At 36.2% G+C, this 23,841-nt stretch carries 28 protein-coding genes; 16 read left to right on the top strand and 12 right to left on the bottom strand.

Annotation, left to right across the window (positions count from 1 at the left end; genetic code table 11):
• Positions 1–36 precede the first annotated feature (36 nt).
• Positions 37–987, top strand: coding sequence for an aminodeoxychorismate synthase component I (locus WEEVI_RS05810; RefSeq protein WP_013598228.1), 951 nt, complete (start codon positions 37–39; stop codon positions 985–987).
• Positions 932–1,576, top strand: coding sequence for an aminotransferase class IV (locus WEEVI_RS05805; protein ID WP_013598227.1), 645 nt, complete (start codon positions 932–934; stop codon positions 1,574–1,576). Before WEEVI_RS05810 ends, WEEVI_RS05805 begins: the two co-directional genes overlap by 56 nt.
• Before the next feature lie 5 nt (positions 1,577–1,581).
• Here WEEVI_RS05805 and WEEVI_RS05800 read toward each other — a convergent pair whose 3' ends face one another.
• The 5 genes from WEEVI_RS05800 to WEEVI_RS05780 all read right to left on the bottom strand — a co-directional run bounded on the left by WEEVI_RS05800 (position 1,582) and on the right by WEEVI_RS05780 (position 5,511).
• On the bottom strand, positions 1,582–2,079 hold the full coding sequence (locus WEEVI_RS05800) for a regulatory protein RecX (RefSeq protein ID WP_013598226.1): 498 nt from the start codon (positions 2,077–2,079) through the stop codon (positions 1,582–1,584).
• Between the two features lie 104 nt (positions 2,080–2,183).
• Positions 2,184–2,831, bottom strand: a complete 648-nt coding sequence (gene rpe / locus WEEVI_RS05795) for a ribulose-phosphate 3-epimerase (RefSeq protein ID WP_013598225.1) — start codon at positions 2,829–2,831, stop codon at positions 2,184–2,186.
• Positions 2,832–2,965: 134 nt separating this feature from the next.
• Entirely contained in the window at positions 2,966–3,832 is an 867-nt protein-coding gene (locus WEEVI_RS05790) for a sigma-70 family RNA polymerase sigma factor (RefSeq protein ID WP_013598224.1), read from the bottom strand.
• Between the two features lie 132 nt (positions 3,833–3,964).
• Positions 3,965–4,906, bottom strand: coding sequence for a formimidoylglutamase (gene hutG, locus WEEVI_RS05785; RefSeq protein ID WP_013598223.1), 942 nt, complete (start codon positions 4,904–4,906; stop codon positions 3,965–3,967).
• Positions 4,903–5,511, bottom strand: coding sequence for a trimeric intracellular cation channel family protein (locus WEEVI_RS05780; protein ID WP_013598222.1), 609 nt, complete (start codon positions 5,509–5,511; stop codon positions 4,903–4,905). Before WEEVI_RS05780 ends, hutG begins: the two co-directional genes overlap by 4 nt.
• A 70-nt stretch (positions 5,512–5,581) precedes the next feature.
• Between WEEVI_RS05780 and WEEVI_RS05775 the strand changes: the two genes are divergently transcribed.
• Positions 5,582–6,559, top strand: a complete 978-nt coding sequence (locus WEEVI_RS05775) for an endonuclease/exonuclease/phosphatase family protein (RefSeq protein WP_013598221.1) — start codon at positions 5,582–5,584, stop codon at positions 6,557–6,559.
• 177 nt (positions 6,560–6,736) lie between these two features.
• Positions 6,737–7,480, top strand: a complete 744-nt coding sequence (gene deoC, locus WEEVI_RS05770; RefSeq protein WP_013598220.1) for a deoxyribose-phosphate aldolase — start codon at positions 6,737–6,739, stop codon at positions 7,478–7,480.
• A 70-nt stretch (positions 7,481–7,550) separates the two neighbouring features.
• Here the strand turns inward: deoC and WEEVI_RS11135 are convergent, their stop codons facing one another.
• The 3 genes from WEEVI_RS11135 to WEEVI_RS05760 are packed head-to-tail and all read right to left on the bottom strand — an operon-like array spanning position 7,551 to position 10,059.
• Positions 7,551–7,706 (bottom strand): FeoB-associated Cys-rich membrane protein, encoded by a 156-nt coding sequence (locus tag WEEVI_RS11135; protein ID WP_013598219.1) that lies wholly within the window; start codon positions 7,704–7,706, stop codon positions 7,551–7,553.
• Between the two features lie 19 nt (positions 7,707–7,725).
• On the bottom strand, positions 7,726–9,816 hold the full coding sequence (feoB, locus tag WEEVI_RS05765; RefSeq protein WP_013598218.1) for a ferrous iron transport protein B: 2,091 nt from the start codon (positions 9,814–9,816) through the stop codon (positions 7,726–7,728).
• Between the two features lie 9 nt (positions 9,817–9,825).
• Positions 9,826–10,059 (bottom strand): FeoA family protein, encoded by a 234-nt coding sequence (locus WEEVI_RS05760; protein WP_013598217.1) that lies wholly within the window; start codon positions 10,057–10,059, stop codon positions 9,826–9,828.
• 159 nt (positions 10,060–10,218) lie between these two features.
• Between WEEVI_RS05760 and rplU the strand changes: the two genes are divergently transcribed.
• The gene (gene rplU / locus WEEVI_RS05755; protein WP_041942100.1) at positions 10,219–10,578 is read left to right on the top strand and encodes a 50S ribosomal protein L21; all 360 of its coding nucleotides are present in this window, start codon (positions 10,219–10,221) and stop codon (positions 10,576–10,578) included.
• Between the two features lie 32 nt (positions 10,579–10,610).
• Entirely contained in the window at positions 10,611–10,868 is a 258-nt protein-coding gene (rpmA, locus tag WEEVI_RS05750; RefSeq protein WP_013598215.1) for a 50S ribosomal protein L27, read from the top strand.
• Between the two features lie 172 nt (positions 10,869–11,040).
• Here rpmA and WEEVI_RS05745 read toward each other — a convergent pair whose 3' ends face one another.
• The 3 genes from WEEVI_RS05745 to WEEVI_RS05735 all read right to left on the bottom strand — a co-directional run bounded on the left by WEEVI_RS05745 (position 11,041) and on the right by WEEVI_RS05735 (position 13,790).
• Complete coding sequence (locus WEEVI_RS05745) at positions 11,041–11,934, bottom strand: pseudouridine synthase (RefSeq protein ID WP_013598214.1); 894 nt, start codon at positions 11,932–11,934, stop codon at positions 11,041–11,043.
• A gap of 70 nt (positions 11,935–12,004) precedes the next feature.
• Positions 12,005–12,865, bottom strand: a complete 861-nt coding sequence (locus WEEVI_RS05740) for a geranylgeranylglycerol-phosphate geranylgeranyltransferase (protein WP_013598213.1) — start codon at positions 12,863–12,865, stop codon at positions 12,005–12,007.
• A gap of 10 nt (positions 12,866–12,875) precedes the next feature.
• Positions 12,876–13,790 carry a mevalonate kinase family protein gene (locus WEEVI_RS05735; protein ID WP_013598212.1) on the bottom strand — a complete coding sequence of 305 codons (915 nt, stop codon included), beginning with the start codon at positions 13,788–13,790 and terminating at the stop codon, positions 12,876–12,878.
• Between the two features lie 68 nt (positions 13,791–13,858).
• On the opposite strand from WEEVI_RS05735, the gene WEEVI_RS05730 reads away from it, so the two are divergent.
• The 10 genes from WEEVI_RS05730 to rfbD all read left to right on the top strand — a co-directional run bounded on the left by WEEVI_RS05730 (position 13,859) and on the right by rfbD (position 22,685).
• Complete coding sequence (locus WEEVI_RS05730) at positions 13,859–14,209, top strand: MmcQ/YjbR family DNA-binding protein (RefSeq protein ID WP_013598211.1); 351 nt, start codon at positions 13,859–13,861, stop codon at positions 14,207–14,209.
• A gap of 14 nt (positions 14,210–14,223) precedes the next feature.
• The gene (locus tag WEEVI_RS05725; RefSeq protein ID WP_013598210.1) at positions 14,224–14,877 is read left to right on the top strand and encodes a CBS domain-containing protein; all 654 of its coding nucleotides are present in this window, start codon (positions 14,224–14,226) and stop codon (positions 14,875–14,877) included.
• 8 nt (positions 14,878–14,885) lie between these two features.
• A complete protein-coding gene (locus tag WEEVI_RS05720) occupies positions 14,886–15,767 on the top strand; it encodes an NAD kinase (RefSeq protein WP_013598209.1) in 882 nt (293 codons plus the stop codon).
• A gap of 113 nt (positions 15,768–15,880) precedes the next feature.
• Positions 15,881–16,690, top strand: coding sequence for a type IX secretion system protein PorG (porG, locus tag WEEVI_RS05715; protein ID WP_070485661.1), 810 nt, complete (start codon positions 15,881–15,883; stop codon positions 16,688–16,690).
• 7 nt (positions 16,691–16,697) lie between these two features.
• Positions 16,698–17,441 carry an undecaprenyl pyrophosphate synthase gene (uppS, locus tag WEEVI_RS05710; RefSeq protein WP_041942296.1) on the top strand — a complete coding sequence of 248 codons (744 nt, stop codon included), beginning with the start codon at positions 16,698–16,700 and terminating at the stop codon, positions 17,439–17,441.
• Between the two features lie 20 nt (positions 17,442–17,461).
• A complete protein-coding gene (gene bamA, locus WEEVI_RS05705; protein ID WP_232013422.1) occupies positions 17,462–19,993 on the top strand; it encodes an outer membrane protein assembly factor BamA in 2,532 nt (843 codons plus the stop codon).
• 69 nt (positions 19,994–20,062) lie between these two features.
• Positions 20,063–20,653 carry an OmpH/Skp family outer membrane protein gene (locus WEEVI_RS05700; protein WP_013598205.1) on the top strand — a complete coding sequence of 197 codons (591 nt, stop codon included), beginning with the start codon at positions 20,063–20,065 and terminating at the stop codon, positions 20,651–20,653.
• Positions 20,654–20,702: 49 nt separating this feature from the next.
• Positions 20,703–21,227 carry an OmpH/Skp family outer membrane protein gene (locus WEEVI_RS05695; protein WP_013598204.1) on the top strand — a complete coding sequence of 175 codons (525 nt, stop codon included), beginning with the start codon at positions 20,703–20,705 and terminating at the stop codon, positions 21,225–21,227.
• Between the two features lie 49 nt (positions 21,228–21,276).
• On the top strand, positions 21,277–21,834 hold the full coding sequence (gene rfbC, locus WEEVI_RS05690; RefSeq protein ID WP_013598203.1) for a dTDP-4-dehydrorhamnose 3,5-epimerase: 558 nt from the start codon (positions 21,277–21,279) through the stop codon (positions 21,832–21,834).
• Positions 21,831–22,685, top strand: a complete 855-nt coding sequence (gene rfbD, locus WEEVI_RS05685) for a dTDP-4-dehydrorhamnose reductase (protein WP_013598202.1) — start codon at positions 21,831–21,833, stop codon at positions 22,683–22,685. The genes rfbC and rfbD overlap by 4 nt, the downstream gene beginning before the upstream one ends.
• 77 nt (positions 22,686–22,762) lie before the next feature.
• Here rfbD and WEEVI_RS05680 read toward each other — a convergent pair whose 3' ends face one another.
• Positions 22,763–23,827: a diphosphomevalonate decarboxylase gene (locus tag WEEVI_RS05680; protein ID WP_013598201.1), complete on the bottom strand. Its 1,065-nt coding sequence runs from the start codon at positions 23,825–23,827 to the stop codon at positions 22,763–22,765.
• Positions 23,828–23,841 lie beyond the last annotated feature (14 nt).

Below are 23,841 nucleotides of genomic sequence, written 5' to 3'. Positions count from 1 at the left end.
AACTTTAACAATCAAACCACAACATTCAATTCATTAATGAATCAGCAAGAATTCATCAAAACCATGAATACATTTGGGAAACAAGGCGTTCCCTTTTTCTTTATGATTAATTTTCTGAAGACAGAAGCAGAGATTTACCCGCTCTCAGAATTACCCGAAACCATTCGGTATCAACTAAACACCCAGAAAAAATCTTCTACACAAACGATAGAACTAGAAAAAAAACCGATTTCGTTTGCCGAGTATCAGAAAAAATTCAATTTGGTTCATGAGGCGATTCTCCGTGGAGATTCTTATCTATTGAATCTTACTCAACCAACGGCAATAAAAACCAAAACTAGTTTGCCATTTATTTTCGAGAATTCGCATGCGAAATTCAAACTTCTTACCGAAAACTTTGTTTGCTTTTCTCCCGAAAGATTTATAAAAATACAGGATAATAAAATTTTCTCTTATCCGATGAAAGGAACGATCGATGCGACGATTCCCGATGCGGAAAAACGCATTTTATCAGACGAAAAAGAGGCGGCAGAACATGCGACAATTGTTGATCTGATTCGGAATGATCTAAGTCAAATCGCAGAAAATGTTACGGTTTCTCGGTATCGTTATATCGATACAATTCAAACCCCGCAAAAAACTTTGTTACAAGTAAGCTCGGAGATTGTTGGTGATTTACCTGATGATTATACAGCTCGATTGGGCACTATTTTCGATGCGCTTTTACCTGCTGGCTCAATTTGTGGAGCGCCTAAACCAAAAACTTTGGAACTGATTTTGAGAGCTGAGGAATATGACCGAAATTATTACACAGGCGTTTTTGGCATTTTCGATGGTAAAAACCTCGACAGTGCAGTTATGATTCGGTTTATAGAAAACATAAACGGTGATTTATACTACAAAAGTGGTGGTGGAATTACCAGTAAAAGCAATGCAGAAAGTGAATATAGAGAACTGTTACAGAAAATATACGTACCCATTTGTTGAGACTATTTGCCTAATCGACGGTAAACCTCGGCTTTTGCGTTACCATAACAGACGCCTAAATCATACGCGTAAAATGATTTTTGGTTCGACAGACTTTATCGATTTAGCAGATTATATCCCCCAAAAATTTCACAGTGGAAAACAAAAGTTAAGGGTTTTGTACAATGAGCGAATTTTGTCTGTAAAAGCCACTGATTATCAAATCGATGAAATAGAAAAAATTAGTGCCGTAACGATTGATTCATCCTTTTCTTACACGTACAAATCTAGCAATCGAGCTTATTTTGCTCAGTTACTCGATGAACACAACGCACAAGATTTAGTTTTGATACAAAACAACTTGATCACAGATACCACTTATTGCAATCTTATTTTTTTTGATGGACACCGATGGCTTACTCCTTCACAGCCTTTATTAGAAGGATGTATGCGCCAGAACCTGATCGAAAATCATGGCATTTTACCTGTGATTATCAGGACAGAAGACTTGGATAAATTGGTAAGTTTCAAGCGGATTAATGCGATGAGAAGCTTTGATGAAGCTCAGGAAATTGCTATTTCGGCAATTCTTATAGAGCAAAAATGTTGAGTTAATTATTTTTTTTCGAATAATCGAGCAACAACCTCTTGAATTAAATCAAACTCATATCCTTTATAAGCCAAATAGCTTCTAATTTTTTGTTGTTTTTTATAACTCTCTTTTTCTTTTTCCAAGCTCAAATATTTCTTTTCTGCTAACTTTTCTAAGGTTGTATAATAGTCATCTTGATCAATCTCTGATCGAAATGCTTCGAGAATCATTTTTTCTGGAATTTGTCTTTTTTTCAATTCCATTCGTAGTCTATTTTTCCCCCATTTTTTCTGATTAAATTTTCCTCTTACATATTGGTTGGTAAACCTTTCTTCATTGATAAAACCATATTGATACAGCTTGCTAATTACTTCTTCTTTGGCTTCGGGGATAAGATCAAATTCGCGTAATTTCTGCTCAATTTCCCAAAAACAACGATCCTGATAAAGACAAAAATGTCCCATTTTATCTTTTATCTCTTCAAGTGTGAAGCTTTTTTTGGGTGATTCGTACCGATTCATTCTGCTAAATTAATCGATTTTATTACAAATAAAAAACCCAAAGAAACAAGTCTCTTTGGGCTATTGATAGAATAATTTCTTGTCGAAAAAAAATATATTTTTATCTATGCTTTGACTAATTCTGCAATATATTCAGTCGGATTTTCAGCATTGAAAACAGCACTTCCAGCAACCAAAGCATCTGCGCCAGCTGCAGTTAATTTCGGTGCATTGTCAGTGTTTACTCCACCATCAACTTCGATAATCAAACCAGGATTATACTCTTTCTTCATCTCGGCTAATTTTTCGATTTTTCGATAGGTATTTTCGATAAACTTCTGTCCTCCAAACCCTGGATTAACACTCATAACGAGCACCAAGTCTAGCTCTTCTATTATATCTTCTACAACCGAAACAGGTGTATGCGGATTGAGTGCCACGCCTGCTTTCATCCCTTCCACTTTTATGGCCTGAATGGTCCTATGTAAATGCGTACTTGCCTCATAATGAACGGTTAATATATCAGCACCTACTTCTCTAAAAGCCGTAATGTATCGTTCTGGTTCTACAATCATCAAATGTACATCGAGAACTTTATTTGTCAGCTGATTGATACGATCGATGATAGGCATCCCGTAAGAAATGTTGGGTACGAAAACGCCATCCATCACGTCGAGATGAAACCATTGAGCTTGTGAATTGTTCACCATTTCTATATCTTTCCCTAGGTGAGCGAAATCCGAAGCCAAAATAGAAGGAGCAATAATAGCCATAGTTTTTTATGTTTTATTTGAGCAAATTTAAGAATAAAAAAATCGCTTATTCTTAACAGTTTTTTTATTTTCTGATAGTTTCTTTTAGATATAAAAAAACACTAAATCCATAGAAAATTTAGTGTTTTTATTTTTTATCGACCGATGTAAGTTTTTAAGATTTTAGATCGCGAAGTATGTTTCAGTCGTCGGATTGCTTTTTCTTTAATCTGACGTACACGTTCTCTTGTTAGATCAAATGTTTCTCCGATTTCTTCTAAAGTCATCGGGTGAGCTCCATTGAGACCAAAGTACAAACGGATAAGGTCTGCCTCTCTTGGTGTTAAGGTTTGTAATGCACGCTCAATTTCTACTCGTAGGGATTCTATCATCAACGTATTATCGGGTGATGGTGATTCACCGATGTTTAATACATCGTAGAGATTAGAGTCTTCTCCCTCTACCAATGGAGCATCCATCGATACGTGACGACCAGAGTTTTTGAGAGATTCTTTTACGTCTCCTTCGGACATATCTAATACTTCGGAAATTTCTTCTGCAGACGGAGCACGTTCATGCTCTTGTTCTAATAAAGCATAAGCCTTATTGATTTTATTGATTGATCCAATTTTATTGAGTGGTAAACGAACTATACGCGATTGTTCTGCTAAGGCTTGTAGAATAGATTGACGAATCCACCAAACGGCATAGGAAATAAACTTAAAACCACGTGTTTCGTCAAAACGCTGTGCAGCTTTTATCAAACCTAAATTTCCTTCGTTAATTAAATCGGGTAAACTTAGTCCTTGGTTCTGGTATTGTTTCGCTACTGATACCACAAAACGCAAATTTGCCTTTGTTAATTTCTCTAACGCTACACGGTCTCCTGCTTTTATGCGTTGTGCTAATTCTACTTCTTCTTCTGCGGTAATCAGATCTACTTTCCCAATTTCTTGTAAATATTTGTCCAACGATGCGGTTTCTCGATTGGTAACCTGTTTGGTAATTTTAAGCTGTCTCATTAAACTAAATCTCTAAAAAAAATATATTAATTGCGTATATATTTTACAAGTAGAAAGCATAATGTAATGCGTCTACATATTAGGTATACGTAAAAAAAAAGAAAAAGTTACAAAAAAATAAAAAAAATTATTCTAAGCTTGCTTTATTGCCTCTAAAATCATATGTGCAGCCAATTTCGAGGTCTGATTATCTCGATCTAAACTCGGATTCACTTCCACCAAATCGAATAAGCGTAATTTACCCGATTTCGCAATCAATTTTACTAAGTATTTTACCTGAAAAGGTGTGAGCCCATTGATGCTTGGCGCACTAACTCCAGGTGCATAAGCTACATCAAAAACATCCATATCTAGAGAAAGATAAACCGCATCTGCCGAGGTTAGTTTCAGTCGAAGATTGCTTAGCATTTGTTCGAAATTAAAATGGATTTCGTCTGCTAAATGGTAATTCACCTTCCAGACTTCGGCGCGTTTGAATAGCGCCATTGTATTCCCGTTTTCTTGCACACCCAAAACAGAATAATCGAAGATGCGATTTTCTTCTTCACAAAATTGGTGCATCTCGTAAAAAGGCGTACCCGAAGATGTTTTGGGGCTTGGGCTACGTAAATCGAAATGTGCATCGATATTGATAATCGCAATATTCTGATAGTGCTTGGCAAGTGCCAAATAATTTCCTAGAGATGTTTCGTGTCCGCCACCGATTACAATTGGTAATTGATTTTTGGATAGAATTTCATCCACTTTATCTATTTGCAATAAACGCGCTCTTTCTAAATCACCCTCTATACAAAGAACGTTTCCGGCATCGGCAATTGATTTTTCGATAGGGTTAAAATGCACGGGTAAATTTGCCAAAGCTTTCCTGATTTCGTTCGGAGCTTCGGCAGCGCCTTCTCGACCCTTATTTCGTTTCACTCCTTCATCCGAACCAAAACCCAATAAGACTTGTTTATAAGCTTCTGCTTCTTGGTATTCTTGTATAATTTGGTGCATTCGGATGCCATCTAAACCATCTTCTTCATCTTTCCGGCCTTGCCAGATTGTAGGATCGAATTTTTGTAGTTCTTTCATTTATAAAACTTAGGGAGTGAAATATTATAACGTACTGTTAGCATCCGAACCAGGACAATAACAACACCCGAAATTACGAAATTTATATTACGGTTGCAACCAAAAGAATCGAGTACTAAATATAGGACACCACCCAAAATACATGCTGTTGCATAGATTTCTTTCATGAAAATTATTGGCGTTCTACTGATAAGTGCATCGCGCAAAACGCCTCCCATTACTGCGGTAAACATCCCCATCAGGACCGATATAAAATTATTGGCACCGAAACTTTGTGCTTTTTCTAATCCTACAATGGTAAAAAGTGCAATTCCAATTGTATCAAAAAGCAATAGCGTTGTTCGCAAACGCGACAGTACATTGGTAAAAAGAGCGGTGAGAATAATACCCACAAAAACCGCATAGATCAGGTTCATGTCTTCCATCCAGACCAACGGATGGCTATCAAGAAATAAATCTCTTAGCGTTCCGCCACCGATTGCAGTAATAAAAGCAATAAAAGTAATCCCAAACCAATCGTGTTTTTGTCTTTCATCTCCGGCCAAAGCTCCTGAAATTGCAAACACTACGGTTCCAAAAAGTTCGAATAAATATTGTATGGTCATTAAAGTTTTACTATCTTTTCTATTTCTGCATCATTTTTGCAAATATAAAAATATTGAAGTATTAATAGTTTTGAAACAGTTTACAATTGCCTTTTATAATGTTGAGAATTTTTATGCTCGACAATTACATACTACCGACGAAGAATCGTTTATAGTGGGCAATAAACAAAAATGGAATACAAGTCGGTACGCAAAAAAGCTTGACCAAGTTTGCACAACGCTTCATCATCTTGGGAGACAAGAAACCGGAAGTTCTCCTACGTTTATTGGTTTGGCCGAAGTAGAAAACGCATTAGTTTTAGAAGATATTGTATCTCATCCACAGCTTTTTTCGGATGGGTATGATTATATTTTCTACGATTCGCTCGATGAACGAAATATCAATGTAGCATTGTTATACAAAAAAGATGAAACTACAATACTAGACTCTAAACCAATTCGCGTTGTTTTTCGTAATACACTAGGAATCCGGTCGTATACCCGAGATGTTTTGTGGGTGAAAGCAAAGCATTGTGATGAAATTTTGCATCTATATGTACTACACTTACCCTCTAGAAGAGGAGGATTGCTCAATCAACACAAAAGATCAAATATCCTACAAGTCCTGAAAAATGAGTTGGATATTTTGTACGCAAAAGAGCACGAGCCCAATATCGTAATGATGGGAGATTTTAATGATACACCGAATAACTCTCAACTGATTAACATCTTGTCTACGAAAGCAAATTTACAAGATGTTCGGTCGAATGATTTATTCAATCCTTTTGTGAAAATGATGAATTACGACACGGGTACAATAGTGTACAAGAAACAACGTTTAATCTTTGACCAAATGTTATTTTCAAAAAATTTCATAAAAAAAGATTCTTTTTTTCATTGGAAAAAATCACAAATTTTCAACCCTAACAAATTTATTTTCAACAACATAAACACCTCAACACAACCACAAAACACTTTCAGAGGTAAAAATTATTTCGGAGGTCCGAGTGATCATTTTCCAATTATTAGCATTATTAATTATAACTTTGCGTTACGAGACAATTCGTAAACGAAAGAAGTTTCTGGGTAGTATTTCGAGATAAAACTCTATAAATCAACACTCTATAATAAATCGAAGATTAGTTTCGAAATTGTTTCGCAATAACTTAATAAATTAAAACCACATTCGATCAAGTTTTGGTTGGATGAAAAACAGATAAAAAAGATTATTAAGCAAAGCAATAAAATGACTGTTAAAGATTATTTAGATTCAACCTATTTGAAAACACCCGAACAAGCCGGAATTTCGAACTCAGAAACGTTGAACAAAGTACACGAAGTCACCCAAGAAGCTATAGACAATGGTTTTTATGCGGTAATGATTCGGCCCGATTATGTTCGATCGGTACGCGAGTTGTTAGATGCACATGCCTCTAATGTGCGACTCGGGACGGTCATCGATTTCCCAGAAGGAACTGCAGAGGTTGATGAAAAATTACGTGAAGCACAAAAAGCCATAGCCGATGGAGCAGATGAATTGGATTTTGTGATCAACTATACCGCCTACAAAAAAGGCGATGTAGAAAAAGTGAGCGAAGAAATAGAATCTTGCACACGTGTTGCTTTACGAGAAGGAAAAATTATCAAATGGATTATCGAAACTGCTGCTCTTACCGATCAAGAAATTGTTCGTATTACTCAGTTGATTAGAAATATTGTTATCGAAAAAATTGGTGAAGACCAAGCAGACCGTGTGTTTGTGAAATCATCTACAGGTTTTTTCGAAACCCCAAATGGTGAACCCAATGGAGCTAATGAACATGTGATAAAGCTTATGTTAGATAATGCCGGTCCACTTCTTGTAAAAGCTTCGGGTGGTGTTCGCTCGTACGAAGAAACAAAAAAGATGATCGACTTGGGTGTAAAGCGTATCGGGACGTCTTCTGCACTTGCTATTGTAAAAGGTTTAACGAGCAAAGAAGATTATTAATCTACTATTCGTAATTATTGATAAATAGAATCAACATAAAAAAGTGTATCCCAGAGCGGTACACTTTTTTTTACTTGTCTTTAGGTTCTATTGTTGAGGAGCATCCACAACCTTTACTGCATTGTTTTTTTCCTTTTATTGCGTCTTTTATCATTTTTACAATATACCAAACGGCAATCATAAAAACAATAGCTATAAAACCATATTGTACATAGATATTCGACATGGCATTTTTCTATTATAAATTATTTCAATAGCTGATAGGCAATCAATGCCAAGATGTATGCAATACTTGTCATAAGCCCAGCTTGAAACAGGGTCCATTTCCAAGAGCCGGTTTCTTTCTTCACAATTGCAATTGTACTCATACACTGCATTGCAAAAGCATAAAACAAAAGTAAAGAAGCACCAGAAGCTATATTATAAGCAGGTTTCCCTGTATTGTGATTGATCTCGCTTTTCATTCTTTGCAACAAAGTTATTTTTTGTTCTTCGTCCTCGAAATCTTCGTTCATACTATAAACCATTGCCATTGTACCTACAAAAACTTCGCGTGCTGCAAAAGAAGAAATCAAACCGATTCCCATCTTCCAATCATACCCTAAAGGCCTAATCGCAGGTTCTATAAAGTGTCCCAATTGTCCTAGGATAGAGTGGGTCACCTGAAAGCTTTTTATTTCTCGTTCTAATTCTTCACCGCTTATGGTAGGATGAGCCGCTTGCACTACTTCTTCTGCATGATAGAAGTCTTTTTTGAAGCTGAAATTCGACATTACCCATAAAATAACCGCCATGGATAAAATAATTTTTCCGGCATCGATTACAAAGCCTGAGACACTTTCGTATACGCTTGTGAAAACATTTCTCCAATCGGGCATTTTATAGTTTGGTAATTCGATTGCAAAGAAAGAACGATGGGTTGTTGTAATAATTTTATTAAGGATAAATGAACTTCCTAATGCTCCTACTACTCCTAAAAGATACATTACAAAAAGTGTAATTCCTCGGTAATCGAACCAGCCTATTTTCTCTGCCGGAATCACTAATTCTATTATAATAAGATAAATAGGCAAACGAGCAGAACACGTCATAAACGGTGTTACTAACATCGTAAGTAGTCTTTCTTTTGTGTTTTCTATGTTTCTTGCCGACATCACCGCAGGGACAGCGCATGCAACACCAGAGACCAAAGGCACTACACTTTTCCCACTCAGCCCAAAAGGTTTTAAGAAACGATCTGATAGGTAAACAATTCTACTCATGTAACCGGTTTCTTCCATTATGGCGATCAGAAAGAATAGTAACATGATTTGTGGAATAAAAATCAAGATTCCTCCAATTCCCGCTACGAAACCATTCGCTACCAAATCAGAAAAAGGACCTGTTGGCAAAACATCTGATAACCATGAAATTAGCCAAGCAAACCCTTCATCTATCGTATCCATAATAGGGGTTGCCCAAAAATAAACGGTCTGAAACATCAAAAACATCACCAAGAAAAAGAATAAGTAACCCAATATAGGATGCATTAATATTTTATCTATTTTTTCGGTGGTGGTAAGCGATGTTTGCACATGGTAATTTACAATTTCGTCGAGTGCTTGATCGAGCTCTCGATTTCTTTCTACAATTTCCTTTACTTGCAATCGCTTGTAAATAAAGTTGTTCTCTCTACGAATATCGTCTATTCTATGTTGTTGATCTCGGCTAAGCTCTGGAATATTTTTTTGTGCCAGATAATGCCAAGCCAAATAATCATTTTCGAGCTGAAAAGTTGATTTCACCTCTTCTATTGTTTGTTTTGTTTCTTCTGGTAGAAGAAAATGATGTTTTGCTTTGGCGGGTTGATAATGCAAAGCTTCTTTCAACTCTATCAATCCCTCACCCTCACGTGCATTGGTTGTAATGACTTTTGTATCGAGATAAGCTTCTAGTTTTTCTAAATCGATTTCGGCACCTTTCAAGTTCAACTCATCAATCATATTAATGACAAAAATCGCAGGTACACCTAATTCTCTTACCTGTTGATAAAGGATTATTGACCGTTTCAGGTTAGAAGGTTCTCCTATAACAATTGCCAAGTCAGGATAATCTGGATGATTTTTGTTATTCAGGATATTAAATACAATTTGCTCGTCAAACGAATTGGGATACAAGCTATACGTTCCGGGTAAATCAATCAATCGGAAGGTTTCTCCTTTATACGTTATTTTTCCTTCTCGTTTACTTACCGTTACACCCGGATAATTCCCTACCTTATGTCTTAATTGTGTTAATTGATTGAATAAGGATGTTTTCCCGACATTCGGATTTCCTACAAGTGCTATTTTCTTCATGATGGGTTCCTAGATTTTTTCAATCAATAATGTATGAGCCTCTGCTTTTCTCAGTGCCAACAGCACATTGTTTTTTAATAGTTTTACACTAATAAGACCTCCTAAAGGCGCTTTAGATTTCACTTCGATTATTGCTCCTGGTGTTAAGCCTAATTCTATATATTTTGGCGCTATATCCAAGTTGTCATCAATCTTAATTCTACCTTTATCTCCTACTTTTAAATCTTTGAGTGAAAATTGCATAGTTCAAAATCTTGGTGCAAAGTTACTTATTTTTATTTTTTCTAAATAACCCTAAAATCAAAAACATGATTTTATTTTATAATTCTTGAAATATATTTGGCAAACGAACAAAAACATCTTATATTTGCATCCAATTTTATTAACCAATATTTTTTTAACATGTACGCAATTGTAGAGATAGCAGGGCTTCAATACAAAGTTGAAAAAGACCAACAATTGTTCGTAAACCGCTTGAAAGGTGAAGCAGGTGACGAAGTTACATTCGATCGCGTGTTATTAACCGACAACGGGACTATCGAAGTTGGCGCCCCAGTTATAGACGGAGTTAGTATTACTGCTAAAATCGTTGAGCACGTAAAAGGAGACAAAGTAATCATCTTCAAAAAGAAAAGAAGAAAAGGTTACCAAAAAAGAAACGGACACCGTCAACAATTTACCAAAATAGAAGTAACTGCAATTGGTGGTGCAAAAGCTGCAAAGAAAACAGCGAAAAAAGCAGAAAAAGAAGCTGCTGAATAATTTTAAGTATTAACCCTAAAAAGTAACTAGAAATGGCACATAAGAAAGGAGTCGGTAGTTCGAAAAACGGTCGCGAGTCAGAATCGAAACGTTTAGGTGTTAAGATTTTTGGTGGACAATCAGCAATTGCTGGTAACATTATTGTTCGTCAAAGAGGAACTAAACACCACCCAGGAAACAATGTAGGAATTGGTAAAGATCATACCTTATTTGCACTTGTTGATGGAAAAGTTGTTTTTACTAAAAAACGTGATAACAGATCATATGTTTCTGTTGAACCAGTAAACTAAAAACAAAGTCATAAACAAAAAAACCACTTCTAACGAAGTGGTTTTTTTGTTTATGAATAAAATACGTTATGATAGTTTCATCAATAAATTATTGTTGCATAATTTCCCCAAAAAACTCCGAAATATTTTTCGAAGTTTTTGAAGATTAAAACATTTAGAGGCTTAATATTATCTAGACCATTTTCAAGAAATTTACTTCTTGGGGTGTTAAAGCTCGGTATTGACCTTGTCTTAGTTTAGATTTTGTTAGGCCAGCAAAAGATACGCGATCTAATTTTTCTACCTGATAGCCTAAACTTTCGAATATTCTTCGCACAACTCGATTCCAGCCAATATGCAACTCTAATCCTATTTCATTATGAGGTCGCCCATCGATAAAGCTCACCTCGTCGACTGTAGCCACTCCTTCTGGGATTAGGCGAATTCCCTTACGTATTTCAGCCATATCATGCGAAGAAAGCTTTCTGTCTAATGTCACATGGTACACTTTTTTCACATCATGGCTCGGGTGTGTTAACTTTTTGGTAAGAAAACCATCGTTTGTAAAAAGTAAAACTCCAGTTGTTTGTCTATCTAATCGTCCTACCGGAAAGATTCTTGCTGTAGTTGCACCTTCCATCAAGTCTAGAACCGTCTGACGATTCTTTTCATCTTTCGTCGTAGTGATATAACCTTTTGGTTTATTGAGAATAAAATATACGTTTTTCTCTGCCGAAATTTTCTTTCCATCAAAACGCACTTCGTCTGTCGGCTGCACTTTGTATCCCATTTCGGTTATTACTTTACCGTTTACGGTTACTACGCCTGTCAAAATAAGTTCATCTGCTTCTCGACGAGATGATATACCGGCATTTGCGATATATTTATTGAGACGTATTGTACCGTCATCTTTTGGTGCAGGTTTCAGTTTTTTATTGAAGCGGTCTTTGTTGTACACGTTGTACGCTGGTTTTCCTTTATAATTTTTAGACGTACGATCTTCTGCCGATTTGCGATTATTTCGCGCTTTTGGATTGGTGTTTTGGGGTTTGTTCTTAGACGAACGATTATTTCCTCGTTGATTCATATCTCGTAATTTATTAGGACAGTTTTCCATCCTGCGGACAAACCATCTGCTGCAAATTTACGAGTTTTATTTAGATGAATATAATACTTATGACGCCCGTTACGATAATCGCCTTAAAAAATAAATGCATGGCCTGATAATAGCGGATAGAGTTTATCCTGCCGATCCTGAAAATAAAGCCTAACAGAATAAATATACAGGCATAAAAAAAGTATTGCATACTACCCAAAGAATAGGAAACTACCAAAAAAATTGCTAAACAAATTGCTGATAAAGAAAGAAGTTGTAAAATTGTTTTGGTTCTTTTTTCTCCATAAACTATTGGCAAAGTATTGTATCCATAAATGGCATCTGCTTTTTGCGAACTCAGGTCTTTTAATAAATCGGTTATCATCAACAAAACCGTCAGAAAGCCTGCATGAACAAAGACATTTAAATGATAATTTTCGAAGTATAATAGCAATGCAAAAAATGGGAAAACCCGTAATATGACAGAAAATAGGTTTTTTAGGAATACAATTTTATTGATTCGATGACTGTAAATCCAAACAAGAAACTGATACCCCACAAAAAACAATAAAACTCGCCACGAGACGTAAAATGCAAGCAAAAGAGCTAAGGAATTGAGGAAAATATACAAACGAAGCTTGAAACCTTGCGATACTTTTCGGTTGAGATAAGCCAATAAAGGCCGTTTGATAGCATCTTTCTCTAGATCGTAAAAGTTATTGATGATGTAGCCTGCTGCAGCACTAAGTGTGGATGCAAAAACAATGGCATTGAATATTGGATCGAGGATGATTTCTCTATGCGATTGATTGGGTGCAAAAACAAAAAGGGCTGCCAAATATTGTGCTAATGCCAAAACCATGAGGTTATACACGCGAACTACATTGAGTAAAGCAAAGGTTTTTATTAGAACCTCCTTCATTGGGCAATAGCTAAAATCTATAGACAACTTCTGGGTTCAGGTGTTTTAATTGCTCTTCAACGATCGCATAGTCTTCGGTGAAACCCAAAACATAACCACCCCCACCCGATCCACATAATTTGAGGTAATAAGAGTTGGTATCGATTCCTTTTTTCCAAGCATCAACTAATTTGGCAGGAATCATGGGACGGAAATGTTCAAATGCCCAAGATGATAGTTTTTTTAAATTTGCAAAAAGAGGCTTAAACTCTCCTTTCACAAAATCATCAATACACGCATTATTGTAATTAATAAACTCTTCGCGCAAGGTTTTTCTAAATCCTTCATTTTTCAGCTTTTCAAAAAATAACTGAACCATAGGTGCAGTCTCGCCAGGTGCTCCGGAATTGATTAAAAATATTGCCCCTTTTCCTTCTTTCTCTGCTGGTAATCCTACCGTGGAAATGTCGTCTTTGGACTGGATGAGTAAGGGAATTTTCATATAACAAATCAATGGATCAATCCCTGAGCTTGTTCCATGAAAAAAACTTTCCATTTGAGAAAAAAGCTTTTTGAGTTGGGCTATTTTTTCTTTGGTAATTTCTTGCTCGACATCTATTTTTTCGATCGCATATTGATCATAAATTGCAGCTACCAAAGCGCCCGAACTTCCTACGCCGTATCCTTGCGGAATATCTGAATGAAAATACATGCCTGCTTCTACATCAGACATAAATTGTTGGGTACGAAAGTCTTTCGGGAAGTTTTCGTGTAAGTAGGTTGCAAATTTCTTCAAATGTAGATTCGATTCTGAAGAAAATTCGTTTTTATCGAATTTTAATACACCCTTATAATCATTAAAAGGAATCGTTAAACCTTTTGAGTTTTCGATGATTCCGTACTCTCCGAAGAGTAATATTTTCGCGTAAAACAAAGGGCTTTTCATAGGCAATTGAAATTCTATACAAAATTACAAATAATTTCTTTACCATTGTATGCAAAAAGCAATCCAAGATGAATATAGAAGAAGTGCGCAACTATTGTCTTAGCAAACCTTTTGTTACAGAAGACTTCCCTTTTGATAAAAATATTTTGGTTTTTCGTTTAGCAAACAAAATTTTTTGTCTTACTGCTCTGGATGCACTACCTTATCGGATTAATCTGAAGTGTGATCCTAACTATGCGATAGAGTTGCGAGAAGAATTTTCTGCCATTACACCTGGTTTTCATATGAATAAGAAGCACTGGAATACAGTTTGCCCCGAAGAGCTGGACAACGATGCACTGCTTCTTTCTTTGATTGACCATTCGTATAATTGCGTATTGAATGGCTTACCAAAAAAAGTGAGAGTACAATTAAAATAACTACCTTTGCAATTATGTACACGGCCGAATATATACACAAAGATTTTATACCAGGAAAACGTAAACAATCACCGCAAGAACTCTTACGTCTGATGCATGAGCAACGCGTTACGCATCTTCCTATGTTCGAAAATCTACAATTTATCGGCAATCTCTCTGAAGAAGATTTGGTTGACGGTCTAGAGATGGAAAATTTTATTTGTACAGATTATGTTCAAAAATTCATGGTAACCAATGAGCAAACAGTCCTAGATGCTTTACGCATGATGCATCATTACCATACAAACATGGTTCCTGTTTTTGATACAGATGAACGATATTTAGGGGCTATTTTACAAAATGATATAATAGATCTTTTTGCCTCAACACCATTTATCGATGATTTTGGCGCAACGATGCTTTTATCGATTGCAACTACCGATTTATCTATGACTTCTATTGCAAATATTGTCGAGTCGCATAACAGCAAATTACTCGGTTCGTTAATTTTACGACAAGTAGAAGATCATACCAAAGTCTTGATCAAAGTGCGATCTGAAAATATTTTATCGATAGGAGAAACCTTTGAGCGATTTGGTTATCAGGTAGTTCAGAAATACTACAATGATGAAAAAACCGAACTCTTGAACGATCGTTACAATCAATTAATCAAATTTATCAACCCTTAATTTATCGCATGAAAGTTGCATTATTTGGGCAAAAAACAAGTACTTCTTTACACGACATTATCGATCCATTTTTACGTTTCTTGACGGATCAGCAGGTTGAGTTTTGTATCGAAGAAAAATTTAAGCAAATCTTAGGAGAATATACCAACTTTGATTTGTCGGCAATAGAAACTTTCGACAGTTTCGAGACCTTAGACAAAACCTCTAAATTTATTTTTACGTTTGGAGGAGATGGAACAATTCTCAATGCAATTTCGTATATCAAAGACAGTGGAATTCCGATTGTTGGTGTAAATACGGGTCGATTAGGATTTTTGGCGACAATCAATAAAAATTATTTTATCGATCAGTTAGAAAACATTTTCAATGATCAATACAAATTGGTTCCGAGAACTTTATTGAGTATTTCTTCTAATAGCGAATTAGATTTAGTCGACAAATTTGCTCTGAATGAAATTACAGTTACCCGACGAGAAACAACCAGTATGATTACGGTAGATTCTTGGTTGGATGGAGAATACCTAAATTCTTTTTGGGCCGATGGTCTCATTATTTCTACCCCAACAGGTTCAACCGGATATTCGTTGAGTTGTGGAGGCCCGATTGTACATCCATCGACCGAAAATTTTATCATAACACCGATTGCACCGCACAACTTAAATGTGCGGCCACTCATTGTAGATGATGAAGCTTGTATAGACCTGAAAGTAAACAGCCGTGCCAATGAATATTTTTTATCGCTGGACTCTCGCAATTTAGCTCTGTCTACCGAGGTAGAAATCCGAGTGAAAAAAGCAAACTTCTATGTCTATATAGTAGAAACGAATGAGATAAATTACTTCAATACACTACGAGAAAAACTTCTGTGGGGATCGGACAAAAGAAATTAATTACAATAATTCTTCTTAATTTTTGTTAAATCAATTAGGTTGAAATCAGTTTTGTTTATATTTGTTCGTTAAATTGAAAAGTATAAGCAGCGACTTATTATATTATGGTCATTATGAAGAACTATTTTCTTGCACTTTTATTATTGGTCAATGCCACGTCGTTGCTAGCACAGCGGCACGAATTAGGAGGTTTTCTAGGAGGTGCAAACCTCATCTCCGACATAGGAAGTGAGAGTTATGTAAACCCAATCCCGAATCGCTTAGAAAGCGGGAAAATAAACATTCCTTATATTGCAGGGCTTATTTATCGATTCAATTTTAATCCCTATATGGGCGTACGATTAGGCTTTTATCATTCTCAGGTAAATAATCATGATCAAAACTCTAATCAATTATACAAAAGAAACCGAAAAAAATTTTTCAAAAACAACATAACAGAAGGATCGTTGTTGTTCGAATATAATTTTTTTCCGATCAATGATGAGGGAAATGCACATTCTCCTTTTATCTTTGCCGGGATTGCTGGTTTTATGTCTCGTGAAAGAGAAGTATTTTTTAGAGAAACCGACATAAAGGACAGTCAAGGAAACGTAGTCGATCCAAGAGGAATTGATGTTCGCAAAAAATCTGCTGCCAACTTTTCACTTCCGATAGGTGTCGGGTATAAAATAAAATTTAATTACAATTGGGTTCTTGCTGCCGAGGTTGGTTTCCGCTATACAAACAGCGATAAGTTAGATTATAGTGAATACACATTTAACCGTAATTTGTATGATCAGAATGGTAATTTGAGAGAAGAAGTAGATGCCACAAAATATTTAGATTACCAACGAATTGGCAACATCTCTAACACCGATTGGTATGTTTTCTCGGGGTTAAGCCTTACGTATGCGTTCGGAAGACCACCATGTTACTGTGATTAATAAAAAAATGGAGAGCAAAATAGATCAAATAGACCGAAAGCGAGTTCCGCAACACATTGCCATTATAATGGATGGGAATGGTCGTTGGGCAAAAAAAACAGGACACGAAAGAACTTTCGGACATAAAAATGCCTTGAAAGCAGTACGGGCGGCAATAGAAGCTTGCCGTGAACTGGGCATCCCTTACCTTACGCTTTATGCATTTTCCTCTGAGAATTGGAATCGTCCTAAACTAGAAGTTAGTTTATTGATGACTCTCTTAGCCCAAACTATCCAGAAAGAAATCAAAGAACTACACCAAAACAATGTTCGTCTCAACGTCATTGGAAATGTAGAACGCTTACCCCAAGCTACCTTAAAAGAATTGAAAAAAGGTCTCGAACTCACCCAAAACAACACTGGTTCTACCCTAACTTTGGCTTTGAGTTACGGATCGAAAGAAGAAATATTATCAGCAACCAAATCAATCGCTCAATCCTATAAAAACGGAGAAATTAGCCTAGAAGAAATTGACGAACAATTATTCGAACAACATCTTTATACGCGCCATTTACCTATGGTCGATCTAATGATAAGAACAAGTGGCGAAGAACGAATAAGTAATTTCTTACTATGGCAGATAGCCTATGCCGAACTGTATTTTACCGATACACTTTGGCCCGACTTTACCCATGAGAATTTGTACGAAGCAGTGCTCAACTATCAAGGGAGAGAAAGAAGATTTGGCAAAACAAGTGAACAATTAATCTAGTTTTCTAGAAGTACAGAAGTATGAGAAAAATAACATGGTCTATGTGGATGTTAGGAGCTTACCTAACTGTAGTAAATGCACAAGTAAACGACAGTATTCCTACTGCAGTAGAACAAACTACCGTTACACCACAGGATTTTAGTAATTTAAATAATGTCCGCACGTTCATCCTAAAAGATGTACAGTTGACAGGCGACACAAAATTTTCTAAAAATCAAATCTTGCGTTTTGCGGGATTTTCTTTGGGAGATGAAATAGAAATTCCAGGAACCAAAATAAACAATGCCGTAAAAAAACTATGGCGTTCTAAAATGTTCTCTGACATCAATGTCTATGTAAGTTCTGTTCAAGGAAACGAAGTAATTTTAGAACTCAACTTACTCGGTTTACCCGAATTAGAGGCAATTAATATAAGCGGTATAAAGAAGTCACAACGCGATGAGGTTATCAAAAAAAACAAACTCGATCCTGGTGTAAAAATTACCAATAACCTATTAAATCAGACCCGAAACAACATCAAAGAATATTACGTACAAAAAGGATTTCCAGAACCTGTCATTACGATCAACCGCATCAAAACAGACGGAGACAAAGAAAATCTTGATATAAAAGTAGATCGAGGGCCACGCGTGAAAATCAAAGACATTGTTTTCGAAGGCAATCATGAACTTTCGGACGCAAAATTACGTAAAGCAATGAAGGATACGAAGCGTAAATCGATCAACTTCTTCAAACCCTCTAAATTGATTGATGAAAAATATCAAGATGACCTGAAAAAAGTGGTAGAGAAATACAAATCTGTTGGTTTTCGCGACGCAAAAATTATTTCTGATCGTATCGAGAAAATTTCTGACGATAGAGTGATAATTCACATCAAGGTAGACGAAGGAAAGCCTTATTATTTGGGGAACATCACTTTTGCCGGGAACTCTGTTTTTACTTCCGAACAATTGGCTCGAGTATTTTCTTACAAAACAGGCGATCGATATGATGCAGTTGGTATCAACAAAAAAGTAACTGGATCTGAAAAAGATGATGATATCAAAACCCTATACATGGACGATGGTTATCTCTTTGCCAGTGTAATACCGATAGAAAAAAATATCCAAGATGACGTCATCGATCTAGAGATAAAAATCAATGAAGGAACACAAGCAACCATCAACCGAGTAACAATTTCGGGAAATACAGAAGCACACGATCATATTCTGTACCGAGAGCTACGTACACAACCAGGAGATTTGTTCTCTAAGTCGAATATCAAACGTACTATGTACGAGTTAGCCGCTACAAGTTATTTAGAGCCAACGCAAATTGTACCAGATGTACAACCAAATTTCGAGAACAACACGGTCGATATCAATTGGAAAGTAGCACCAAAATCTTCGTCTCAAGTAGAGTTACAAGGAGGATACGGTGGAGGAACCTTTATCGGAACTTTAGGTTTGACTTTCGGGAATTTTTCTATCGGAAATATTTTCAATCGAAAGGCATGGAAACCTGTTCCTTTAGGAGACGGCCAACAATTATCGATACGTGCACAAGCCGGTTATGGTTACCAAAACTATAGTTTTTCGTTTGTAGAACCATGGATCGGAGGAAAACGTCCTACATCCCTTTCTACCTCGTTCTATTATTCACGCTACAACTATCGTGACAACCATAATGAGCGTATAAAACTAAACATTATAGGAGGAAGTGTTGGTATGAGTAAATTACTCACTTGGCCTGATGATTATTTCCGTCTAAGCCACTCCATATCATTCCAACAGTATGACTATGAAAACTACAACCTATTTACTGCGGGAAATATTAACTACTCGAATGGAAAATCGAACAATATAAATTATACCATTGGACTCTCGCGTAATTCAGCAGGTCCGAACCAGATTTTCCCACAAGGAGGATCAGACTTTAGCGTCAATGCAACCATGACTTTCCCTTACTCTTTGGTAAACAACAAAGATTATAAAAAACTAAGCCCGCAAGAAAAAATCGAATGGTTAGAGTATTACAAAATCAAAGTGAAAGGAAACTGGTACAAAGAACTAATCGGCAAATTAGTTGGACGTTTGGGAGCAGAGTTTGGATATTTAGGATCGTATAACCACGACATTGGGACCATTCCGTTCGAGCGTTTCTATATCGGAGGAACCGGACTGATGCAACAACGCTTCGATGGTCGAGAAATCATTCCATTACGCGGGTACGAAGATTCTACCAATTCAGGAGGACGTGTAAATGAAGACATTACACCAGAAGGAGGTGGAGCCATTTATAACAAATTCCTATTCGAGTTGCGCTACCCAATCACAATGAGTCAAACTGCCAACATTTTTGCCTTGGCTTTTGCCGAAGCTGGTAACACATGGGAAAATGCTCGCGAGTACAAACCATTCGAACTACGCCGTTCTGCTGGTATAGGTGTACGCGTTTTTATGCCTGCTTTTGGTATGCTCGGATTCGATTTTGGGTATGGATTCGACAAAGCTATAGGCGCCATCGAACCATCGGGTTGGCAAACACATTTTATTATTGGACAATCTTTTTAATTTTATTATTTTCGCACAAAGAAAAAACCAATTGTTTGGCATAGTTTTCGAAATAACAAAACACATATTATGAAAAAGTGGATTTTTTTATTGCTGATATTTCTCGGGCTTACCAAGGAAAGCTTTGCACAACGCTTTTGCTATGTCGACACAGAATTTATATTGAATAATTTCCCTGCCTATACCAATGCACAAACCAATCTTCAGAGACAAACCGACGCATGGCAGAAGGAAATCGAACTAAAGAAGGAAGCCGTAGCAAAGCTTCAGGCAGAATTCGAAGCAGAAAAAATTCTATTGACCGACGAACAAGTGAAAGCCGAACAAAAGAAAATAGATGATGAGCTCGCAGCTATTCGTTCTTTGCAAGACAAACGTTATGGCCCTACAGGAGATTTGATCAACTTGCGTAAAAGTTTGGTAAAACCAATCCAGGATCAGATTTACAACGCAACCAAACAAGTCGCAGACCGATTAAATTATAGCTTTGTTTTTGATAAAGGAAGTGATTTGATTATGATCTACACTGACCCTAAATTCGATATCAGTAGAGAAGTTCTGAAAATTTTGGTGCCAGAAGTCTACAATGTAAAAACACAACAAAACACAACAACTAACCCAAAAAATAATAACAACAACCGTTCAGGAAAAAGAAGATAGAAAAAAATATAAACCCGAAAAAGCATTATACGTTTAATACATTTAATTTATGAATATGAAAAACTTGAAATTTATCGCTCTATTAACCATGTTTGTTTTTGGTAGCATCCTAACCTTTGCTCAAGACATTGCGCATATCGATTTTAATAAAGTTTACGATGCAATGCCAGAATATAAAAAAGCAAATGATGACTATGAAGCTTTAGGTAAAAAACACCAAGGCGAAATAGAAAAAATCGAAGTTTCTTATAAAGCTTTAATGGAACAAGCACAAAAAGATTTGCAAGGAAAATCTCAAGAAGAAGTACAAAAAATCATCATTGAGAAAAAATACCAAGAGCAAGAACAAGCAATCCAACAAAAATTGCAAACTTACCGTGAAGCTGCACAAAAAGAAATGTTAGAAAAAGAAAAATCTTTGTTCGAGCCAATTTACAACAAAGTAAAAATGGCAATCGATGCAGTAGCGAAAAGAAAAAACATCAAATATGTTTTACCAGAAAACATGGCAATCTACACAGGTGGTGGATACGACTTGTTTAATGACGTGAAAACAGAATTGAAAATAAAATAAAAAAATAAACCTTACATTTGAGCCACTAATTTAGTGGCTTTTTTTATTTATGAATGCAACAGAAACCTACCTCAAAGGTTGTTTCATAATCGAACCAACCGTTTACCAAGATAAAAGAGGATATTTTTTCGAATCGTTTAATGAAAATATACTAAATGAAATTCTTGGTTTTCGTCCTCATTTTGTACAAGACAACCAATCGCAGTCGACCTATGGAGTAGTCCGTGGACTTCATCTACAACAAGGAGAACATGCACAAGCAAAACTCGTTCGTGTTCTCGAAGGCAAAGTACTGGACGTCGTGGTCGATGTACGCAAGAATTCTACCACCTATGGGAAAAGTTTTAGCATAGAACTTTCGTCCGAAAACAATCGACAACTATTTATACCAAAAGGTTTCTTGCATGGGTTTTCTGTTTTGAGTGAGCGTGCAACGTTCTTTTATAAATGCGATCAATTCTATCATAAAGACTCAGAAAATGGAGTGTATCCTCTCGACATAGATTTGGGTATTGACTGGCAAATACCAACAGAAGACATGATTCTATCTGAAAAAGACCAAGCAGCACAACGTTTTCTTGACTTTAACAATCATCATCATCTATGAAAAAGATTTTAGTAACTGGAGCAAACGGACAACTAGCACAAGCCATAGAAAGTATAGAAAAATCGACCAAGAAAATTCAATTTATTTTCAAGACCGCCAATGAGTTAGACATCACTAATCGTACAAATCTTTTGCATCATTTTGATAAAAATATATACAATGGTGTTATCAATACAGCCGCCTATACTGCGGTAGATTTAGCAGAAAGTGAAGAAAAAAAGGCCTATGCTGTAAATGCTCTTGGTGTAGAAAATCTTGCCAGAGTTACCAAAAGACAAAATATTCCCCTCCTCCATCTATCAACCGATTATGTTTTTTCGGGTAACGATAATCATCCGCAAAAAGAAGATGACCCATGTGACCCACAAAATATTTATGGTAAAACAAAATTAGCAGGAGAGCAATTAGCTTTGCAAACGAACCCAAAAACCATCATCATTAGAACTGCATGGTTGTATTCTAGATTCGGAAATAATTTCGTCAAAACAATGCTGCGTTTATTCGAACAGAAAAAAGAAATCAATGTAATCAATGACCAAATCGGCTCGCCAACCAATGCAATAGACTTGGCAAAAGCCCTAGTGCAAATAATCGAAAGTGATGTGCCACAATATGGTGTTTTTCATTATTCTAACGAAGGTGAATGTTCTTGGTATGATTTTGCTCAAGCCATAAAAAAATACACCAATTCATCAATAGAAATTCATCCCATTGCAACCAAGGATTATCCTACGGCAGCTAAAAGGCCAGCCTTTAGTTTATTGGATAAAACAAAAATTAAACAAGTTTATGGTTTGAAAATCCCAAAATGGGAAGATAGTTTACGTTCCGAAATTAATGAAATGTATTGATTTCCCTTAACCACTATTCATAAAAAAAAGCTCTATTTTTTGAGCTTTTTTATGGATTGTATTCTTTATAATTTGACTTAAAAATTTACCTGGTCGTGGATATAATTACCTTTTTCACAAAATTGCTTCAGCTCATTTTTTATAAATTCGTGTACTTCTTTGGCAATATCATCAGGATAAAGCAAATGGATATTTGCACCAGCATCTAGGGTAAAAAACAGAGGATTGCCAGTTTTTTTTCTGTAAGCCCAAATCGAATCAATTGCTGCAACAGTTTGAGGTTTCATCAGCATAAAAGCAGGATCAGATGTCATCATCATCGCATGCAAAGTTAGTGCCTCGTGCTCGACCATCTTACCAAAAGCAAATACATCTCCATTTTTGAGAATTGGCAAGAGTTTTTCGAGATTTTTATTGGCCTCTATGAATCTTTTTTCTGCGTATGGATGCCTATCCATCAACTGATGCCCTACTGTAGAAGATACTGATTTTTCTCCTTCATGGATCAACAAAATCGTATCGTGAAAATGTATAAAAACCGAGTGAATCTGCTGGTTGGGATATTTTATAGCATAAAGATTAGAGCTATTGGGCAAGGCCTTATTTTCTCCCCAAACAACCAATCCTTTATAAGTAGACCGACAAGCACTCCCAGAGCCTAAACGTGCCAAAAAAGAGGCTTTTCTATGGGCTTGCTCTTCATTGAGAGAACTACCTAGAAGTTTCTCCATTTTTATTAAACAATTGGCCATAGCACTCATACCGGATGCCGAAGAGGCGATACCCGAGCTATGGGGAAATGAATTGTGCGTATGTACTTCGAATCTGAATCTTCGTAAGAAAGGCATGTATGCCTCTATGCGCTCGAAAAACTGAATGATTTTTGGTGCGAAATTGGTCTGTAAATTTTTGTCTAAAAACACTTTCACATCAAAATCGTTACCTGATTTTGGTTCAAATTTCAGTTCTGTTTCGGTATAACTATTGGTTAGTGTATAACTGATGGATGCATTGGTCGGAATCTGATTCTCCCTTTTTCCCCAATATTTTATCAATGCGATATTCGATGGACTTTTAGACTTTACGCTTCCGGCAGAGAAAACAATGTTCGCAGGAAGCTCTGAAATGAATTGCTGTTCCATAGGTTGCAAAAATA

It is taken from the genome of Weeksella virosa DSM 16922, assembly GCF_000189415.1.
Classification (GTDB): domain Bacteria; phylum Bacteroidota; class Bacteroidia; order Flavobacteriales; family Weeksellaceae; genus Weeksella; species Weeksella virosa.
Note: the sequence above shows the minus strand (reverse complement) of the source record. Positions and strands in the feature narration are given on the sequence as shown.

Excerpts from the sequence above, each read along its gene's own strand:
- feoB (WP_013598218.1), bottom strand. The coding sequence starts at position 9,816 with ATGAAGAAAATAGCACTTGTAGGAAATCCGAATGTCGGGAAAACATCC.
- bamA (WP_232013422.1), top strand. The coding sequence starts at position 17,462 with ATGAGAAAAATAACATGGTCTATGTGGATGTTAGGAGCTTACCTAACT.
- WEEVI_RS05720 (WP_013598209.1), top strand. The coding sequence starts at position 14,886 with ATGAAAGTTGCATTATTTGGGCAAAAAACAAGTACTTCTTTACACGAC.
- WEEVI_RS05810 (WP_013598228.1), top strand. The coding sequence starts at position 37 with ATGAATCAGCAAGAATTCATCAAAACCATGAATACATTTGGGAAACAA.
- rfbD (WP_013598202.1), top strand. The coding sequence starts at position 21,831 with ATGAAAAAGATTTTAGTAACTGGAGCAAACGGACAACTAGCACAAGCC.
- WEEVI_RS05700 (WP_013598205.1), top strand. The coding sequence starts at position 20,063 with ATGAAAAAGTGGATTTTTTTATTGCTGATATTTCTCGGGCTTACCAAG.
- rpmA (WP_013598215.1), top strand. The coding sequence starts at position 10,611 with ATGGCACATAAGAAAGGAGTCGGTAGTTCGAAAAACGGTCGCGAGTCA.
- hutG (WP_013598223.1), bottom strand. The coding sequence starts at position 4,906 with ATGAAAGAACTACAAAAATTCGATCCTACAATCTGGCAAGGCCGGAAA.
- WEEVI_RS05805 (WP_013598227.1), top strand. The coding sequence starts at position 932 with ATGCAGAAAGTGAATATAGAGAACTGTTACAGAAAATATACGTACCCA.
- WEEVI_RS05745 (WP_013598214.1), bottom strand. The coding sequence starts at position 11,934 with ATGAATCAACGAGGAAATAATCGTTCGTCTAAGAACAAACCCCAAAAC.
- WEEVI_RS05730 (WP_013598211.1), top strand. The coding sequence starts at position 13,859 with ATGAATATAGAAGAAGTGCGCAACTATTGTCTTAGCAAACCTTTTGTT.
- porG (WP_070485661.1), top strand. The coding sequence starts at position 15,881 with ATGAAGAACTATTTTCTTGCACTTTTATTATTGGTCAATGCCACGTCG.
- WEEVI_RS11135 (WP_013598219.1), bottom strand. The coding sequence starts at position 7,706 with ATGTCGAATATCTATGTACAATATGGTTTTATAGCTATTGTTTTTATG.
- rplU (WP_041942100.1), top strand. The coding sequence starts at position 10,219 with ATGTACGCAATTGTAGAGATAGCAGGGCTTCAATACAAAGTTGAAAAA.
- WEEVI_RS05735 (WP_013598212.1), bottom strand. The coding sequence starts at position 13,790 with ATGAAAAGCCCTTTGTTTTACGCGAAAATATTACTCTTCGGAGAGTAC.
- WEEVI_RS05680 (WP_013598201.1), bottom strand. The coding sequence starts at position 23,827 with ATGGAACAGCAATTCATTTCAGAGCTTCCTGCGAACATTGTTTTCTCT.
- WEEVI_RS05760 (WP_013598217.1), bottom strand. The coding sequence starts at position 10,059 with ATGCAATTTTCACTCAAAGATTTAAAAGTAGGAGATAAAGGTAGAATT.
- rpe (WP_013598225.1), bottom strand. The coding sequence starts at position 2,831 with ATGGCTATTATTGCTCCTTCTATTTTGGCTTCGGATTTCGCTCACCTA.
- uppS (WP_041942296.1), top strand. The coding sequence starts at position 16,698 with ATGGAGAGCAAAATAGATCAAATAGACCGAAAGCGAGTTCCGCAACAC.
- WEEVI_RS05800 (WP_013598226.1), bottom strand. The coding sequence starts at position 2,079 with ATGAATCGGTACGAATCACCCAAAAAAAGCTTCACACTTGAAGAGATA.
- WEEVI_RS05695 (WP_013598204.1), top strand. The coding sequence starts at position 20,703 with ATGAATATGAAAAACTTGAAATTTATCGCTCTATTAACCATGTTTGTT.
- WEEVI_RS05725 (WP_013598210.1), top strand. The coding sequence starts at position 14,224 with ATGTACACGGCCGAATATATACACAAAGATTTTATACCAGGAAAACGT.
- WEEVI_RS05790 (WP_013598224.1), bottom strand. The coding sequence starts at position 3,832 with ATGAGACAGCTTAAAATTACCAAACAGGTTACCAATCGAGAAACCGCA.
- rfbC (WP_013598203.1), top strand. The coding sequence starts at position 21,277 with ATGAATGCAACAGAAACCTACCTCAAAGGTTGTTTCATAATCGAACCA.
- WEEVI_RS05780 (WP_013598222.1), bottom strand. The coding sequence starts at position 5,511 with ATGACCATACAATATTTATTCGAACTTTTTGGAACCGTAGTGTTTGCA.
- WEEVI_RS05740 (WP_013598213.1), bottom strand. The coding sequence starts at position 12,865 with ATGAAGGAGGTTCTAATAAAAACCTTTGCTTTACTCAATGTAGTTCGC.
- deoC (WP_013598220.1), top strand. The coding sequence starts at position 6,737 with ATGACTGTTAAAGATTATTTAGATTCAACCTATTTGAAAACACCCGAA.